13 protein-coding genes are annotated in these 16,587 nt (G+C 66.4%); 6 read left to right on the forward strand and 7 right to left on the reverse strand.

Going from position 1 to position 16,587, the window contains the following annotated elements; translation table 11 throughout:
* Positions 1 to 42: 42 nt before the first annotated feature.
* The gene (locus AC3IPM_RS00110) at positions 43 to 381 is read left to right on the forward strand and encodes a hypothetical protein (RefSeq protein ID WP_489301906.1); all 339 of its coding nucleotides are present in this window, start codon (positions 43 to 45) and stop codon (positions 379 to 381) included.
* Between the two features lie 52 nt (positions 382 to 433).
* Positions 434 to 724, forward strand: coding sequence for an RHS repeat-associated core domain-containing protein (locus AC3IPM_RS00115; protein WP_489301907.1), 291 nt, complete (start codon positions 434 to 436; stop codon positions 722 to 724).
* Positions 725 to 1,106: 382 nt separating this feature from the next.
* Here AC3IPM_RS00115 and AC3IPM_RS00120 read toward each other — a convergent pair whose 3' ends face one another.
* From AC3IPM_RS00120 to AC3IPM_RS00130, 3 genes are all read right to left on the reverse strand, one after another.
* Complete coding sequence (locus tag AC3IPM_RS00120; RefSeq protein ID WP_489301908.1) at positions 1,107 to 1,823, reverse strand: 2OG-Fe(II) oxygenase; 717 nt, start codon at positions 1,821 to 1,823, stop codon at positions 1,107 to 1,109.
* Between the two features lie 124 nt (positions 1,824 to 1,947).
* A complete protein-coding gene (locus AC3IPM_RS00125) occupies positions 1,948 to 2,964 on the reverse strand; it encodes a class 1 fructose-bisphosphatase (protein WP_489301909.1) in 1,017 nt (338 codons plus the stop codon).
* 129 nt (positions 2,965 to 3,093) lie between these two features.
* On the reverse strand, positions 3,094 to 4,296 hold the full coding sequence (locus AC3IPM_RS00130; protein ID WP_489301910.1) for an amino acid aminotransferase: 1,203 nt from the start codon (positions 4,294 to 4,296) through the stop codon (positions 3,094 to 3,096).
* Positions 4,297 to 4,469: 173 nt separating this feature from the next.
* On the opposite strand from AC3IPM_RS00130, the gene AC3IPM_RS00135 reads away from it, so the two are divergent.
* The gene (locus AC3IPM_RS00135) at positions 4,470 to 6,599 is read left to right on the forward strand and encodes a TonB-dependent receptor family protein (RefSeq protein WP_489301911.1); all 2,130 of its coding nucleotides are present in this window, start codon (positions 4,470 to 4,472) and stop codon (positions 6,597 to 6,599) included.
* 11 nt (positions 6,600 to 6,610) lie between these two features.
* Here the strand turns inward: AC3IPM_RS00135 and AC3IPM_RS00140 are convergent, their stop codons facing one another.
* Positions 6,611 to 6,949: a hypothetical protein gene (locus AC3IPM_RS00140; protein WP_489301912.1), complete on the reverse strand. Its 339-nt coding sequence runs from the start codon at positions 6,947 to 6,949 to the stop codon at positions 6,611 to 6,613.
* 142 nt (positions 6,950 to 7,091) lie between these two features.
* Here AC3IPM_RS00140 and AC3IPM_RS00145 point away from each other — a divergent pair, with 142 nt between their 5' ends.
* Positions 7,092 to 7,490 carry a hypothetical protein gene (locus AC3IPM_RS00145; protein WP_489301913.1) on the forward strand — a complete coding sequence of 133 codons (399 nt, stop codon included), beginning with the start codon at positions 7,092 to 7,094 and terminating at the stop codon, positions 7,488 to 7,490.
* A gap of 10 nt (positions 7,491 to 7,500) precedes the next feature.
* Here the strand turns inward: AC3IPM_RS00145 and AC3IPM_RS00150 are convergent, their stop codons facing one another.
* The 3 genes from AC3IPM_RS00150 to AC3IPM_RS00160 form a co-directional block, all read right to left on the reverse strand.
* The gene (locus tag AC3IPM_RS00150) at positions 7,501 to 7,887 is read right to left on the reverse strand and encodes a hypothetical protein (RefSeq protein ID WP_489301914.1); all 387 of its coding nucleotides are present in this window, start codon (positions 7,885 to 7,887) and stop codon (positions 7,501 to 7,503) included.
* Positions 7,888 to 7,952: 65 nt separating this feature from the next.
* Positions 7,953 to 8,591: a bifunctional 4-hydroxy-2-oxoglutarate aldolase/2-dehydro-3-deoxy-phosphogluconate aldolase gene (gene eda / locus AC3IPM_RS00155; protein ID WP_489301915.1), complete on the reverse strand. Its 639-nt coding sequence runs from the start codon at positions 8,589 to 8,591 to the stop codon at positions 7,953 to 7,955.
* The gene (locus AC3IPM_RS00160) at positions 8,578 to 9,594 is read right to left on the reverse strand and encodes a sugar kinase (RefSeq protein ID WP_489301916.1); all 1,017 of its coding nucleotides are present in this window, start codon (positions 9,592 to 9,594) and stop codon (positions 8,578 to 8,580) included. The genes eda and AC3IPM_RS00160 overlap by 14 nt, the downstream gene beginning before the upstream one ends.
* A gap of 270 nt (positions 9,595 to 9,864) precedes the next feature.
* Between AC3IPM_RS00160 and AC3IPM_RS00165 the strand changes: the two genes are divergently transcribed.
* Together AC3IPM_RS00165 and AC3IPM_RS00170 are read left to right on the forward strand one after the other, a co-directional pair.
* A complete protein-coding gene (locus AC3IPM_RS00165) occupies positions 9,865 to 12,624 on the forward strand; it encodes a TonB-dependent receptor (protein WP_489301917.1) in 2,760 nt (919 codons plus the stop codon).
* 149 nt (positions 12,625 to 12,773) lie between these two features.
* Positions 12,774 to 16,586: a LamG-like jellyroll fold domain-containing protein gene (locus tag AC3IPM_RS00170; RefSeq protein ID WP_489301918.1), complete on the forward strand. Its 3,813-nt coding sequence runs from the start codon at positions 12,774 to 12,776 to the stop codon at positions 16,584 to 16,586.
* The last annotated feature ends 1 nt before the right edge of the window (position 16,587 follow it).

The raw sequence follows: 16,587 nt of genomic DNA on the forward strand, positions 1-16,587 counted from the left end.
CTGCAGTTGTGCCATCGATTGGCAGGGATACTGGAGAGATAAATGACAAAATTACGAGATGGTGTGAATTCCAGATCTGAGTTGAACGATGATGAATTCTTCAGGATCTTCTACGAGAACTCTGGTTTGGAGAAAGATCTCGTCATCGAGTTACTGGGCTTGGTTGCTTCGGAAATCAGAGTGCCTTCCGGAAAGCTCAGACCGACCGATCGGTTCAATGTAGAACTTTCACCAGGTCGATGGAACGATTTTGATTCTGGCTTCGCGATGCTCATGCATGAGCTGGACGCCATGGCGAAAAAACGCGGCATGCGAATCGAACAGCCCATATCGACCGTGGATGAGTACATTCGTGCAATGGCGTCTTTGTACCCTGCATAAGACTTCCCAGGAAATCGCATCAAGGAATGTCCCCGCGTGACCTGAGCATTATGTGCAGAGTGACCCGATTGGTCTTGTTGTTGGTACGAATACTTATGCTTACGCGAGCGGAAACCCCGTCAGCCGAATCGATCCACTAGGACTTGCTGAGTGCCTGACAGATCCTAAAGTCGATTACGTTGCTGCAGCATTCGGTGGCGCTGATATTGTCGGGAACGGGCAGGTTGTGGCAGGTGGTCTAGTTGCCTTCCTTATTGGCGCGTCTTTGGACCAGGCCGAGGTGACGGCAGCGGGTGCGCTCGCTATGGCTGGCGGCGCGGTATCGGTTTACGACGAAAGGTGAGAAGGAATTTGTCGATGTTCTTTGCAAATGCAGGTGATATATGAACTGGTTCAATTTGTACAGTGGGTTTGCTGGCTTGGTGTTCTTCGCGATGGCGTTCCTGCTAATTTTTCATGTGGCCGAAAAATTGGTTCTTAAACTATCCCTTGCAGGACTTGATTACGCGTTCTTCTTTTTCGGGATGATATTTCTCTATGTGAGTTATATGTTCATCAAGAGGTTACTGATGAGGCGTCCTGGATAAGTCTGTTCCGGGTATGCACAATCCATGCCAGTCAGCGTCGAGAAGTTGCGGGTGCGAGGAGTGTTCGTGCTCATCGAGCAGTGCCTTGATCATGATCTGCAGAGCAACCGTTGCATGTATGTCAGGCACCACTTTTCGCTACCGATCAGGTGTCCCAAACAGCTTCTCCGCACTCTGGAACAGCACCCAGCTGGTGGCAATGAACTTGTCGCCGCCCACCGGGCGGTTACCGCGATGCGTGTGGGTGAACGCCGTCGGGGCGATCAGCAAGCTCCCCGTGCGCGGGGCGATCTTGCGGTACTGGAACAGGAACTCGGTTTCGCCCTGCTCGAAATCATCGTTGAGATAGAGCGTCCACAGCAGGTGGCGATGCAGGGTCTCGGCGCCGGCATCGCGCGGATACAGTTCGCAGTGCCAATAGGGATAGCCACCCTCCCCGGCCGCATACCATTGCAGATTGATGGCAGCCGGACGCAGGCAGGTGCGGGCCAGATCGGACAGCGAAGCATCGTCCATACCGGGGAAATCGTCGGCAGCCAATCGACGTGGGCTACCGTCGCTGTCTTGAACCTGCAACATCAGCGGCGAGATCAGTGCCTGTGGATAACGGCGTAGATAACTCAAAACCCCGCCGAATACGGCCTGCTGCAGCTGGATTTCCACTTCGCGCCACTCAGGCAGGCCGCTGATCCGAAGATCCTTGCTGTGCTTGAGTTCCGGGTACACACCACTGCCCACTTCGCCGGGCAGCAACTGCGCACTGGATCGCATCCTGGCCTGTATCGCCGCACAAACATCGGCGGGGATGGCGTTGTGGATTACTTCGATGAAGTCGCGCTGCGGGTCGGCCGTCATGGTGTCATCCGTGGGCATCTGCTGCCGATGGTGACCTCAGACGTGGCCGATGTCACGCCGTTGCCACGTTCGGCTTCTTGATGACACGGCGGGACCGGGCGCATGCCGGTCCCGTGCGCGGCGATCAGCCCTGTGCGTCGTCGTGCGCGCGGTGATAGCGGGTGGCTTCGGCCACTTCATTGCGCGAGCCGAGGAACACCGGCACGCGCTGGTGCAGGTGGTCGGGCTGGATGTCGAGGATGCGCTCGCGGCCGGTGGTGGCCGCGCCGCCGGCCTGTTCGACCAGCAGGCCCATCGGGTTGGCTTCGTACATCAGGCGCAGCTTGCCGGCCTTGGACGGATCCTTCTTGTCCCACGGGTAGATGAAGATGCCGCCGCGGGTAAGGATGCGGTGCACGTCGGCCACCATGCTGGCGATCCAGCGCATATTGAAGTTCTTGCCGCGCGCGCCTTCCTTGCCGGCCAGCAGGTCCTGCACGTAGCCCTGCATCGGGGTTTCCCAATGGCGCTGGTTGGACATGTTGATGGCAAATTCCTGGGTGTCTTCCGGGATCTGCATGTCCGGGGTGGTCAGCACGAACTCGCCCTTCTCGCGGTCCAGGGTGAAGGCATGGGTGCCGTGGCCGACGGTGAGCACCATCTGGGTGCTGGGGCCGTAGATGCAGTAGCCGGCCGCGACCTGCGCGGTGCCAGGCTGCAGGAAGCTGTCATCGTTGGGCTGTTCGGTGCCCGGCGGGCAGCGCAGGACCGAGAAGATGGTGCCGACGGACACGTTGACGTCGATGTTGGAGCTGCCGTCGAGGGGATCGAACAGGAGCAGGAAGTCGCCGCGCGGGTAGGTGTCGGGGACGGGCTGGCAGTGGTCCATTTCTTCGGAGGCGCAGGCCGCCAGGTGGCCACCCCAGGCGTTGGCTTCGAGCAGGATCTCGTTGCTGATGACGTCCAGCTTCTTCTGCGCTTCGCCCTGCACGTTGCCGGTACCGGCTTCGCCGAGGACGCCGCCGAGGGCGCCCTTGCTGACCGCGATGGAGATGCTGGTGCAGGCGCGGGCGACGACGGCGATCAGCTGGCGCAGGTCGGCGTTGATGCGGCCGGCGTGCTGCTCTTCGATCAGGTACCGGGTAAGCGACGAACGGGACATGGAATCTGGCTGCCTGGGCTGGAGAATCGCCTATTGTCGCCCGAGCGCGCAGCGCTTGTCTGACTCGGTTGCCGTCGCATGAAAAACGGCCGCACAAGGCGGCCGTTCTCCCTGCACTGACGCGATGACTCAGCCCTTGGCGACGGTCGCCACGGCCTGGGCCACGTAGGCCAGGTTGCCCTGGTTCAGTGCGGCCACGCAGATGCGGCCGGTGCCGACGGCGTAGATGCCGAACTCGTCGCGCAGGCGGTCGACCTGGGCGCGGCTCAGGCCCGAGTACGAGAACATGCCGGCCTGGTCGTTGATGAAGGCGAACTGCGGTGCACCGGCGGCGATCAGGTTCTCCACCAGCCCGTGACGCAGGGCGTGGATGCGCTCGCGCATCTCGGTGAGCTCGGCTTCCCACACCTGGCGCAGCTCGACGCTGTTGAGCACGCCGGCAACCAGCGCCGCGCCATGATTGGACGGGCTGGAATAGATGGTGCGGATGATGCGCTTGACCTGCGACTGCACGGCCTTGGCCGCGTTCGCGTCCGGGGCCACCACCGACAGCGCGCCAATGCGCTCGCCATACAGCGAGAACGACTTGGAGTACGAGTTGGCGACCACGAAGCTGTCGATGCCGGCTTCAGCGATGATGCGCACGGCGGCGCCGTCTTCGCTGATGCCCTTGTCGAAGCCCTGGTAGGCCATGTCGATGAACGGGAACAGCTCGCGGTCCTTCAACAGCGCAGCCACCTGCTTCCACTGTGCGACGGTGAGGTCGGCACCGGTCGGGTTGTGGCAGCACGCGTGCAGCAGCACCACGGTGCCCGGCTGCAGCTTGCCGAGGTCGGCGAGCATGGCCTCGAAGTCCACGCCGTGGGTGGCCGGGTCGAAGTAGCTGTATTCCACCACGTCGAAACCAGCGGCACCGAACACGGCGCGGTGGTTTTCCCAGCTCGGGTTGCTGATGGCGATGGTGGCGTGCGGCAGCAGCCGGTGCAGCAGGTCCGCGCCAACGCGCAGCGCCCCGCTGCCGCCGATGGTCTGGGAGGTGGCCACGCGGCCGGCGGCCAGCAGCGGCGATTCCTTGCCGAACACCAGTTCACGGGTGGCCTGGTTGTAGGCGGGCAGGCCGTCGATCGGCAGGTAGCCGCGCGGTTTGGCGTCCAGCGCCAGCTGCTGTTCGATCTTGTTCACGGCGCGAAGCAGCGGGATGCGGCCGCTTTCGTCGTAATAGATGCCCACACCCAGGTTGACCTTGGTCGGACGGCTGTCGGCGTTGTATGCCTCGGTCAGGCCCAGGATCGGGTCGCCTGGGACCAGTTCCACATTTGCAAAGAAGGACACGGCGGTACTCATTCGGATGACGGAAGGGGGAGGATGGCGCGACGCAGTTGCGGCAGAATCGGCCACAACCGGCTCATCGTAACAAAGCCGCGCCGAGGGCGCGGTGGCCACCGTCACAGCCGCTTCCGTACCATGGCGTGCGGCGCACTGATCTATCGAGGACCCCTGCCCGCATGCGACGAATTTCCCGGTTGAACCTGCACGTTTCGCTGCTTTCGGCCGCGCTGTTGCCGATCCTGGCACGGGCCCAGGAGGCTGCACCGCCGCAGGCCCCGATCGCGCGGCTGCCGGCGGTTCAGGTGCAGGCGGGCCGGGTGCAGCAGGTGGCCGATGTCGACCTGCCGGCTTCGATCAGCACGGTCTGGATCGATGAGGACCGCAACGGCCGGCTGGCGCAGCTGTCCGAAGCGCTGTCCGGGATCCCCGGGGTGCTGGCGCGCGATCGCCAGAATTACGCGCAGGACACCCAGCTGTCGATCCGCGGTTTCGGCGCGCGCTCCGCCTTCGGGGTGCGTGGGGTGCGGGTGCTGGTGGACGGCGTGCCGGCCACCATGCCCGACGGCCAGGGCCAGCTCTCGCACGCCAGCCTGCTCTCGGCACAGCGCGTGGAAGTGCTGCGCGGGCCGTTCTCGGCGCTGTATGGCAATTCCTCCGGCGGGGTGGTGCAGGTGTGGAGCGCGGACGGCGCCGCTGGCGATCCGTGGCGGCTGCGCATCGATGCAGGCGGGGACAACACGCTCAGCACCGGGGCCCAGCTGCGCGGCCAGCAGGGGCCGGTGCGCTACAACGTGGCAGCCAACCACTTCCGTACCGACGGCTGGCGCGAACACAGCCGTGCCCGACGCGAGTCGGTCAATGCGCGGCTGGGCACCGACGTGGGCGGGGGCCAGCTGGAGCTGGTGCTCAACTACTTCGATGCGCCCGACGCACAGGACCCGCTGGGCCTGAGCCGCGCCCAGGTGCGCGAAAACCCGCGCCAGGCCACGGCGGTGGCCGAGCAGTACAACACCCGCAAATCGGTGCGCCAGGCCCAGGCCGGGCTGGTGTTCACCCGTACCGACGGCGCACACAGCTGGCGCGCGATGGGCTATGCCGGGCAGCGCAGCGTGCAGCAGTTCCTGGCCATTCCGCCGGGCCCGCAGAACTCCTTTCCACTGCATGCCGGTGGGGTGATCGATCTGGATGGCGGCTACGGTGGCCTGGACGCGCGCTGGGCCTGGCACGGCGATCGGGCCGGGCGGCCATTGGATCTGGTGATCGGTGCCAATGCCGACCGTCAGGCCCAGAATCGGCGAGGTTACGAGAACTTCGTGGGCGATCAGTTGGGCGTGCAGGGTCGCCTGCGGCGCGACCAGCGCGATCGGGTGGAGAATGTCGATCAGTTCGCCCAGGCCTGGTGGCAGTGGGCACCGCGCTGGTCGCTGCTGCTCGGCGTGCGCCACAGCCAGGTGCGTTTCCGCTCCAGCGATCACTACATCACCGCGACCAACCCCGATGACAGCGGCTCGCGCGATTACACCGCCACCACCCCGGTGGCCGGGGTGGTGTTCCGCGCCAGCGAGGCGTGGCGGCTGTACGCCTCGGCCGGGCGTGGCTTTGAAACGCCCACCTTCAACGAGCTGGGCTACCGTGCCGACGGCCAGGCCGGGCTGGCGCTGGATCTTTCGGCGGCGCGCAGCCGCAACCTGGAACTGGGCAGCAAATGGCACACGCAGAGCGGCGCACGGCTGGAGGCTGCCCTGTTCCGCGCCGACACCGACGACGAGCTGGCGGTGGCCAGCAATACCGGCGGGCGCAGCACGTATCGCAACATCGGCCGGACCCGCCGCCAAGGCGCCGAAGCCAGTTACCTGCAGCCGCTCGGCACCCAGCTGGAACTGACGCTGGCCTATACCTACCTGGAGGCGACGGTGCGCGACCCGTATCCGCTGTGCGCGGCGAGCACTTGCGCGGTGGTGGCCGCCGGTGCGCGCCTGCCCGGCGTGCCCCGGCAGCAGTGGAACGCGCAGCTGCAGTACCGCCCCGGCGACTGGCAATGGGCGGGCGAACTGGTGGCCGCCAGCGACACCGTGGTCAATGACCTGGCCAGTGAACGGGCGCCGGGGTATGCGCTGCTCAACCTGGAGGCCGGGCGGCGCTGGCGTACCGCGCAGGGCGACCTGCGCGTGTTCGCCCGCATCGACAATGCGCTGGACCAGCGCTACATCGGCTCGGTGATCGTCAATGACGGCAACCAGCGCTTCTTCGAGCCGGGCCCGGACCGCCGGCTCAGCCTGGGCCTGCAGTGGCAGTGGGCACCGTGATCGGTTGATCGCTACTGCGGGATCTTGGCCGGCACGAACGGCGAAGTCGGGTCGCTGGCCGGGAAAGTCTCCTCCAGGGCCTCGTCCTGGTTGTCGCTGGCGTGCTGCTTGCGCAGTTGGCGCTGGTGTTCGTCCTCGCGGCGGTGATGGCCGGCCGGGCCGGCGGCACCGGGCGCCAGGTCCTTGCGGTCGCGCGCGGGCGCCGGCGGGGTGGCGACGACGGGCAGATGATCCGGCTCGGCGGGGGACGACATGCCGGCGCCGCGGTCCTCGGCGTCCTGCAGGTCGTGCTTGGCGCGCATTTCACCCGGAACCGGGGTGGTGGCTTCGCGCAGGGGATCGCGTGGCATGGGAGTGTCTCCGCAGCGGGGACCCCACTACAGCGCGCGGCGGGTGAACCCGCCGCGAATCCGCCGCACTGAACGGATCTGTCACGGCTGGCTAACGGGGGCGGGGCTATTCCTGCCTGCCCCGTACTGCCGGAGCCGTGCCATGCCCCGCCTGGACCGCCGAACCGCCCCCGCGCTGTTCAACGCCTACCTGCAGCCGGACCGGGGCGGGCGCCGTGCCCGCCGCGACCGCACCGAAGAGGCGCACGCCGTCGCGCAGGACTACCTCCAGTACATGCGCAACGACTACGAGCGCCGCCGTGGCCACGGCCACCGCAGCTGGCGCGATCTGTATCCGGCCTATGCCTTCGCGTTGACCACGCACTACGCCGACTGGCCGCGTGGCACCGACGACGACACCGATGGTGAACTGGCCGAGCATTGGGAACAGATGCGCGGGCAGTCGCGGCTGGGCTGGGCGCAGGCACGTGGTGTGGTGGAAGATGCCTGGCTGGCGCTGGACCACATGCCGGCCGCGGCGGTGCACGGGTTGTTGCAGTAACCCGCAGCCGTCAGTGCGAGCGGTAGCGCGCGCCGAGCCAGATGCCAACCGCCTGGAACGGTAGCGAGACCAGCAGTACCGCCACGAACCAGAACGGGAAATCGCTGCCCAGGTCCCAGGCGGCGTACACCGATGCGGCGGCGATCAACGCCCAGACGATGCCGCCGTGCACATACGGCCACAGCGGCGCATAGCGGCTGGCGAACGCGGTGGCGGCAACCCCGCCGAGAATCGTCCAGGCCAGGTCCCAGGCCAGCCGCGGCTCACCGTCGTCGGCCAGGCCGACCCACGGCGCGATCCAGCCAGCGGCATTGCTGAGCATGCCGAGCACGAACAACGCCACCACCACCGACAGCAGGGACAGCACGACAGTCTTGGCGATCGACAACGCAGGCATGGGCAGGCAACGGCAGCGGGAACACCGCCATTATGGCCCGGTGCGCCAGGCCTGGCCCGAGCGGTTCAGCCGACCAGGGCCGCCGATGCACGAGCCAACTGTTCGATCCCGGCCCAGTCGCGCGCCTGCAGCAGCGCACGCGTGGTGAGCCAGGAACCGCCGATGCACAGCACGTTGGGCAGGTGCAGGAAATCGCGCGCGGTCTGCGCGCTGATGCCACCGGTCGGGCAGAAGCGCACATCACCGAACGGCCCGTTCCACGCCGACAGCATCGCCGCACCGCCGGCCTGCACCGCCGGGAAGAACTTGAAGGTATCCAGGCCGTGTTCCAGGCCCAGCATCAGCTCGGAGGAGGTGGCAACGCCGGGCAGGAACGGCAGGTCGGTCTCGCGCGCGGCCGCATACAGCCGCGCGGTGGCGCCGGGGGACACCGCAAAACGGCCACCGGCCTGCTTCACCTGCTCCATCTGCGCGGCGGTGAGCACCGTACCGGCGCCGACCACGGCATCGGGCACCGCCTCGACCATGGCCTTGATCGCTTCCAGCGCGACCGGGGTGCGCAGGGTCACTTCGATCACCGGCAGGCCACCGTTGAACAGCGCGCGCGCGACCTCGACCGCATCGTCGACGTTTTCCGGGGTGAACACCGGAATCACCGGGGCCAGTTTCAACACTGCGCGTACGCGCGGATCAGCGCCGGACATCGAATCGCTCCTCGCCCACCAGGGCCATGACGTCAGCCTCGCTGACAGGGTTGAAGTCGCCGGGAATCGAATGCTTGAGACAGGCGGCGGCCAGGCCGAAGCGCACGATCGCCTCCGGCGTGAAGCCGCGCATCATGCCATGCAGGATGCCTGCGGCGAAGGCGTCGCCACCGCCGATGCGGTCGACGATGCCGATCATCTCGCGGGTCGGGGCGGTCGCTCGGGTGCCGTCGCGACCCAACAGCATCGCGCCCAACGCGTGGTTGTCCACGCTGTGCGGGGTGCGTTGCGTGCAGGCCATCCACTGCAGACGCGGGAAGGCCGCGAAGGCCTGTGCCGCGGCAGCCTCCACGCGCGCGGCCGGCTCGGCCTGGTGGAAGTCGCCGCCGAGCACGGTGGCGATGTCGCGGTAGTCGGCAAACAGCACGTGCGCACAGTCGAACAGCCCACGCAGGATGCGCGGTGCATCGCCCTGCCAGCGCGCCCACAGCGAGGGCCGGAAGTTGCCATCGAACGACACCGGCACCCCGCGCGCGCAGGCGGCCTGCGCCGCCGCCAGGGTGGCCTCGGCCATGGCCGGGTTCAACGCCGGGCTGACCCCGGACAGGTGCAGCCACTGCGCACCGTCCAGCAGCGCATCCCAGTCGTAGTCCGCGGCCTGGCTGCAGGCGAACGCCGAATCGGCGCGGTCATAGACCACTTCGCTGGCGCGCTGCACCGCACCGGTGGTGAGGAAGTACAGGCCCATGCGGCCGTCGCGCCGCTGCACCGCGCCGGTATCCACGCCCTGCCGGCGCAGCTCGCCGAGCGCGAAGGCACCGAGCGGGTTGGACGGCACCGTGCTGACCATCGCCACCGGATGGCCCAGGCGGGCCAGTGACACCGCCACATTGGCCTCGGCCCCGCCGGCATGCACCGCCAGCTGCGGCGACTGCAGCAGCAGTTCTCGGCCGGGTGCGCTCATGCGCAGCAACAACTCTCCGAAACAGACGACACGACGCATGCGATGGATCCTCGTGGAGGTCGTGTCCCGGGTGGTCACGACCGGTGTGGATGACTAGCGGTGTCATTTTAGCCTTGCGGGGCCTGACGTCTACCTCTCCCGCTGCGTGAAGCCATTGTCCTGCAAGCGTCTACGGGACATTGCAGGTCTGCTGCGGTGCAAGATGCTCCGTCTGGAACGGACTGTTAACGTCCGCCCTGACCAGCGGTGTCATTGCACTGACATGTCGCCGGATAGCTGTTTCATGTAGCACCTTGGGAGAGGGAAAGCATGCAATCTCGAAACATCCAGAAAAAGACACCGGTTACCTTGCTCGCGCTGTCGGTCGCCCTGGCGCTGAGCGGAACCGCGCTGGCCCAGGACGCCGCCAACCCGGCCGCCACCGACCTGGACACCGTCACCGTCACCGGCTACCGCGCCAGCGTCGAGAAGGCGCTGGACATCAAGCGCGGCGAAGCTGGCGTGGTCGATGCGATCGTTGCTGAGGATATCGGCAAGTTCCCCGATCTCAACCTGGCCGAGTCGCTGCAGCGCATCCCCGGCGTGGTGATCACCCGCGAAGCCGGCGAAGGCCGCAACATCTCCGTGCGCGGCCTGGGCCCGGATTTCACCCGCGTGCGCATCAACGGCATGGAAGCGCTGACCACGGTGGGCGCCGGCGACCAGAGCGGCGGCACCAACCGCGGCCGCGGCTTCGACTTCAACGTGTTCGCCTCGGATTTGTTCTCGCAGCTGCTGGTGCGCAAGACCGCCTCGGCCGATGTCGAAGAAGGTTCGCTCGGTGCTACGGTCGACCTGCGCACCGCGCGCCCGTTCGACTATGACGGCTTCACCTTCGCCGCCAGCGGCCAGGCCAGCTACAACGCCATGGCCGAAAAGGCCGATCCGCGCATTGCCGCGTTGATCTCCAACACCTTCGCCGATGGCACCTTCGGCGCGCTGTTGTCGGTGGCCTACTCCGAGCGCCAGGCGCTGGAAGAAGGCTCCAACACCGGCCGCTGGGCCAACGGGCCGAGCAACAACAACTTCAACGCCGCTTCGCCGTTCGCGGCCGCGCGCAGCGCCGACGTCTACCACCCGCGCTTCCCGCGCTACGTGCAGATGGAACACGAGCAGAAGCGCCTGGGCGTGACCGGCACGCTGCAGTGGAAGCCCACCGACGCCACTGAAATCTCGCTGGACGCGCTGTACTCCAAGATCGACGCCAAGCGCGACGAGCACTACATCGAAGCGATCTCCTTCAGTCGCGGCAACAGCACTACCCCGCGCCTGGTCGGCAAGCCGGCGATGATCGTCAAGAACGGTGCGATCGAGAACAATGCGCTGGTCTACGGCGAGTTCGACAACGTCGACATCCGCACCGAAAACCGCCATGACGAGTGGAGCACCGAGTTCAAGCAGCTCGCGCTGAACGGCCAGCATCGCTTCGGCGATGACTTCACCTTGTCCGGCAAGGTCGGCATCTCGCGCTCCAAGCACGAGAACCCGATCCAGACCACGATCATCATGGACAAGTACGACGTCGACAATTACAGCTACGACTACCGGGGCAACAGCCGGTTCCCGACGCTGAACTACGGCATCGACCCGACCAATCCGGCCGGCTGGGAACTGGCCGAGATCCGCATGCGGCCGCAGTACGTGGACAACGACTTCGACACCGGCCAGATCGACTTCAACTGGAACATCAGCCCCGGCTTCCGCCTGAAGGGCGGCGTGCTGGCCAAGAACTACACGTTCAAGACCGTCGAGCTGCGCCGTGCCAGCGAGTTGGCCGTGCCCAACTTCCCCAATGGCAGCAAGATCGTGCCGGTGGACATGACCCAGCAGGAAGGCCTCAAGGGCATCGCCGGCAACCCCAACAACTGGGTGGTGCCGGACCTGAACGCGATCGCCAACGAATTCGACATCTACAGCAACACCGGTATCTTCGCCGTCGCCCCGCGTGCCAACAACGTGCGCAGCGTGGAGGAAGAGGATCGCGGCGGCTACCTGATGGGCGAGTTCTCCACCGAACTGGGCAGCATCCCGTTCTCGGGCAACTTCGGTGTGCGCTACGTGCGGACCAAGCAGACCGCCACCGGCCTGTCCACGCTCACCACCACCACGGTGTCCACCACCGCCAGCCGCACCTACGACGACACCCTGCCCTCGTTCAACCTGGTGGCCGAAATCACCCCGGACTTCCTGATCCGCCTGGGCGCGGCCAAGGTGATGAGCCGCCCGGGCCTGGGCAACCTGACCCCGGGGTCCACCGTGGCCGTGGCGGGTGCGGCGCGCACCATCGCCACCGGCAACCCGGACCTCGACCCGATCCGCGCCACCAACGTGGACCTGGGCTTCGAGTGGTATTTCGCCGAAGGCGCCATGGCCGGTGTCGGACTGTTCTACAAGGACATCGACACCTTCATCCAGACCACCCGCGAAACCCATCCGTACAGCTTCAGCGGCCTGCCCGATGCGCTGCTGATCGGTACCGGCGCCAGCCCGGACAGCGACTTCACCTACACCAAGCCGGTGAACACGCCGGGCGGCGAACTCAAGGGCGTGGAGGTCAACTACACCCAGCCGTTTACCTTCCTGCCCGGCAAGTGGTCCAACCTCGGCGTGCAGTTGAATTACACCTGGGTCGACTCGCAGATCCAGTACATCAACTCCAGCGGCCAGCCGGTGCTCAAGGCCGATCTCACCGGTCTGTCGCGCAATTCGTGGAACGCCACGCTGTTCTACGAAGGCAAGGTGTTCTCCGGCCGCGTCTCGGCGACCAATCGCGATGACTACCTGACCCAGGTAGCAGGCACCGAAGCCGGCTTCAATCTCGATGGCTACCATGGCATGACCGGTACCACCTTCATCGACGCCTCGATCCGCTATGCGATCAACGAGAAGCTGGAGCTGAGCCTGGAAGGCATGAACCTCACCAACGAAGCCAGCGACGAGTGGGTGTATTCGCCGGCCACCGGCCGCCTGCCGCTGCAATACACCGAAACCGGGCGGCAGTTCATGCTCGGCGTGCGTTACAAGTTCTGATCGGCAATCCGTAGCGGCGGCGTGCGCGATCGCGCCGCCGCTGCTGCGTCGCAAGATGTTGGGGAACCCTGGCTTTGCTAGCGTGCGTTGCTGGCCATCAGGCTCCGCGTTCCATCGCTGTACCGTTGCGCTGTCGAAAGGAACCTGCCATGCCGTTGCACGCTGTCCGTTTCCACGGTCCTCGCCGTTGTCTTGTCGCCCTACTGCTGTTGGTGTTCGCAGGTGGCACGGGCGCAGCGACACCGCAGGCACCGCAGCTGCTGTTCCACGTCTCGGCCGATAGCGGCTTCACCGCGGACACCGCACGGGGCGATCCGGTGCCCAACTTCCAGGACAAGGTGACGCGCGTGCCCGATGGCGCGCGCGGTGCGGCCATCCAGTGGGAAGACGATGGCGTGCTGTCGTGGAACGCACCGGGCAACATTCAAGCCCAGCGCGGCACGCTCGGCTTCTTCTGGCGTCCCCGCTACGCGGTGGGTGAAGCGCCGTTCGTGATCTTCCGCGTGGGCTACGCCGACCACAGCAGCTGGGACATGGCCTGGCTGCGCATCGACTGGAATGGCCACGGCTTCGATGCATTCGTCACCGATGCCAACCTGGCGCGTACCCGCATCTCGTTCAAATTGAAACAGAACCCGTCGCCCCGGCATTGGCAGCACATCGCCTTCGGCTGGGATGAAGACCATGGCGTGCGCCTGTATGCGGATGGCAGGGAAGTCGCCCGCCAGGACGCGACTGCCGACTACGACGCCGCGCTCGACCAGCTTGGTCTGGCCGGCCGGGTGATGGCGCCCTACCAGGTACAGAGCCGCTACAACTTCCTGCGTGGCAGCGACCTGGACGAGATCCGCGTCTACGACCGTCTGCTCGATCCGGCCGGCATGGCCGCGCTGGCCAACAACGCGGCACCGAAAACGGCCGTGGCAGCGCCCGATCCGATGCGTGCATGGCGCCACCGCTTCGGCTGGGACAGCACCGCACCGCCCGCGCTGACCGCAGCGACCACCACGATCCGCAAGATCGAGTTCGCCGACACCAAAGACCACAAGCAGTGGATGTGGAAGGCCACCGACGGCATTGCCGAAACCACCTGGCCGGGTGTCTACAACCGCTCACGCCTGCCCGGCCGCAACGACTACTTCCAGCTGCCGGACTGGAATACCTATGTTGACGGCGGCCAGCAGCTTGACCTCAGCGTGCCCGATGGCGAAACCGTCAATCGCATCGAGGTGCGTGGCGCGGCGTTTGGTTCGCTCAGCCACAGCCGCGAGGGCCAGCCCGCACAGACGCTGCTGCAGCGTGGGCCGGGCGTGGTGCGCAGCGTCGATGCCATTCCCGCGCAGACCGGCGGCGTGCTGCACTTCCGCAATACCGCGCAGGAAACCCCGATCCAGGAGATCTGGGCTTACCAGGTCAGCGATGCGCCGGAACCTGCGGGTACGGTCAAACAGCGCTATCTGATCGACAGCCAGGCGCTGCCGGATTACCTCAACATCGCCACGCTGCGCACCTATATCGACGGCCGCTACCCGGCCGCCGAACGCAGCACCGTGATGGCGCTGCCCAAGGGGGCCGGCACACGCCGCCGCAGCGCCGATACCCTGCCCGCACAGCCGCTGCCGATCGTGCACGTGCTGATTCCCTCTGGGGTCGGTGATGCACCGGCCGCGCAACCGTTGATCCGCAGCTGGGCCTACAGCTGGGAGAACATGCATGATGGTCTGGATGGCGTGGCCATCGACCTGCCCGCGCTGGACCTGCCGGCCACCCACGACGGGCTGATCCCGCTCAACCTCCGCATCAAGGACCCGATCTGGCCCGCGCGCGACATGATCGATGTGTCGGTGTCGGTCAAGCCCGGCGAGAAGCGCACGCTGTGGCTGGACCTGCGCGACCGCATCCTCACTGCCGACAGCCTGTGGATCACCCTCGCCTCGGCCGCACCGGGCTTCAACGCCGCCACGCTGGACGGCGCGGAGATCCGCATGGTCTACAAGGACCGCGCCGAAGCGAAGAAAGAGCACCTCGCCGACCGTTTCAACCAGGTCCGCGACAACTGGGGCTTCCTGGTGGAAGAGCACACCACCTCCAAACGCCAGCGCCTGTACGCACGCGTGTATGCGGACCTGACCGACCTGCTGCGGGTCGACCCGGACCACGAACTCGGCCGTCTCTACTGGAACTACATCAGCTACAACAGCCAGGGCCGGTCCCCGTTCACCCAGCCGGTGGCGCCCAAGGGCGTGCCGCTGTGGGCGTTCCGCCAGACCGAAGACCTCAAGTACGTGCGCCGCTTCGTGGACTGGTGGATCGACCACCGCCAGATCGCCTACGGCGATTTCGGCGGTGGCATCTCCGATGATTCCGACCTCACCCAGCAGTGGCCGGGGCTGGCGCTGATGGGCGTGCAACCGGACAAGCTCAATGCCTCGCTCACCGCACTGTCCGATGCGGTGTATCGCAATGGCATGTTCAGCCATGGCCTGAGCACCATCGAGACCGACGAGCTGCACGCCTACGAGGAAGGCATCAACACCAACAGCGCCATGCTCTACCTCAACTGGGGCGATCCACTCACCGTGGAGCGGCTGATGGAAACGGTGAAGGCGTTCAACGACCGCATCATCCTGCCCAATCCGCAGGGCCAGTTGCTGTTCTCCAGCAACTGGTATGGCGGCAACAAGGTGTACCGCGAGCCGAACTGGCAGTGGCAGAAGCCGTACTCGTTCCCGGCGCTGCATCCGGCGTTCCTGGTCGGCCAGTACAACGCCGATGCCACCAGCCGTGCTTTGGTCACCGGTTTGGCCGACAGCTACCTGGCGCACGCCTACACCGATGACAAGGGGCGCTGGACGCTGCCCAACGAGATTCACTGGGCCACCGGCAAGACCCGCGGCGGCGAGCTCAACAACGGCTCCGGCGGCGGCGATGTGATGCACACGTTCTGGGCCGCGTGGCGCTGGAGCGGTGACGACAAGTACCTCCAGGCGCTGGACTACCGGGTCGAGCGCGGCGGCCCGGGTGCGTTGTCCAACCTGGGCGAGAACTACGTGGAGGTGCTCGGCCGTGGCGCGGTGTGGAACCCACGCCTGATCGCCGATGCCGACGCCGGCAACACCGGCTTCGCCAGCCTGATGGCGTGGCAGGCCACCGGCAACAAGGCCTACCTGGAAGCGCTGCATGCCGAGGGCATCCAGGCCAAGGCGCAGCGTGAGTACATGAACACCGAGGGCCACTGGTGGTCCGACCGGGTCGAGGCACCCAGCGAATTCCTGCAGCGCGCGCGGCTGGGCGGCATCGCGCTCAAGCGCAACCAGAGCTGGCCCGGGCATACGGTGAGCTGGCGCTTCGCCCAGCCCGATGCCGCCGAGCAGGTGGCGTTGCTGGTGCATGCGCCCTCGCCGGAGCGCTTCACGGTGATGGCCTACAACCTGGGGCCGCGCGCGCTGGAGGCACAGATGAGCACGTGGAATGTCACCGCCGGCCGGTGGCAGGTCCGCAGCGGCGTCGATCGCGATGGCGACGACCGCATCGACGGCACGCCGAGCGTGCATGAGCTGAACCTGGAACGCAGCGCCTCCACGACGCTGCGCTTCCCGCCCGGTCAGACCCAGGTGTTCGAGTTCGAACTGGTCCAGGCGGGTACACCGGCGGAGCTGCGCCCGGACCTGGGCATCGGCCGCGGCGATGTGCGCGTGGAAGGTCGCCAGGTGCAGGTGACCGTGCACAGCCTCGGGCATGTGGCCACCCCGGTGGGCGTGGCGGTGCTGGAGGATGCCAACGGCCGCGAAGTCGCGCGGATCGAGGTGCCTGCGCTGGCCGCGCCGCGCGATCTTCTGCCGGTCACGCACACCGTGGGCCTGCCGCTGCCGGCCGGTGATCGTCGCGGTCTGCGCGTGCGCGTGCTGCTGGCCGACGGCAGCGCCGAGGTGACCCAGCTGAACAACCGGGTGGCGCTGTAGC

The sequence above is a fragment of the Stenotrophomonas sp. GL_111 genome (assembly GCF_057835245.1).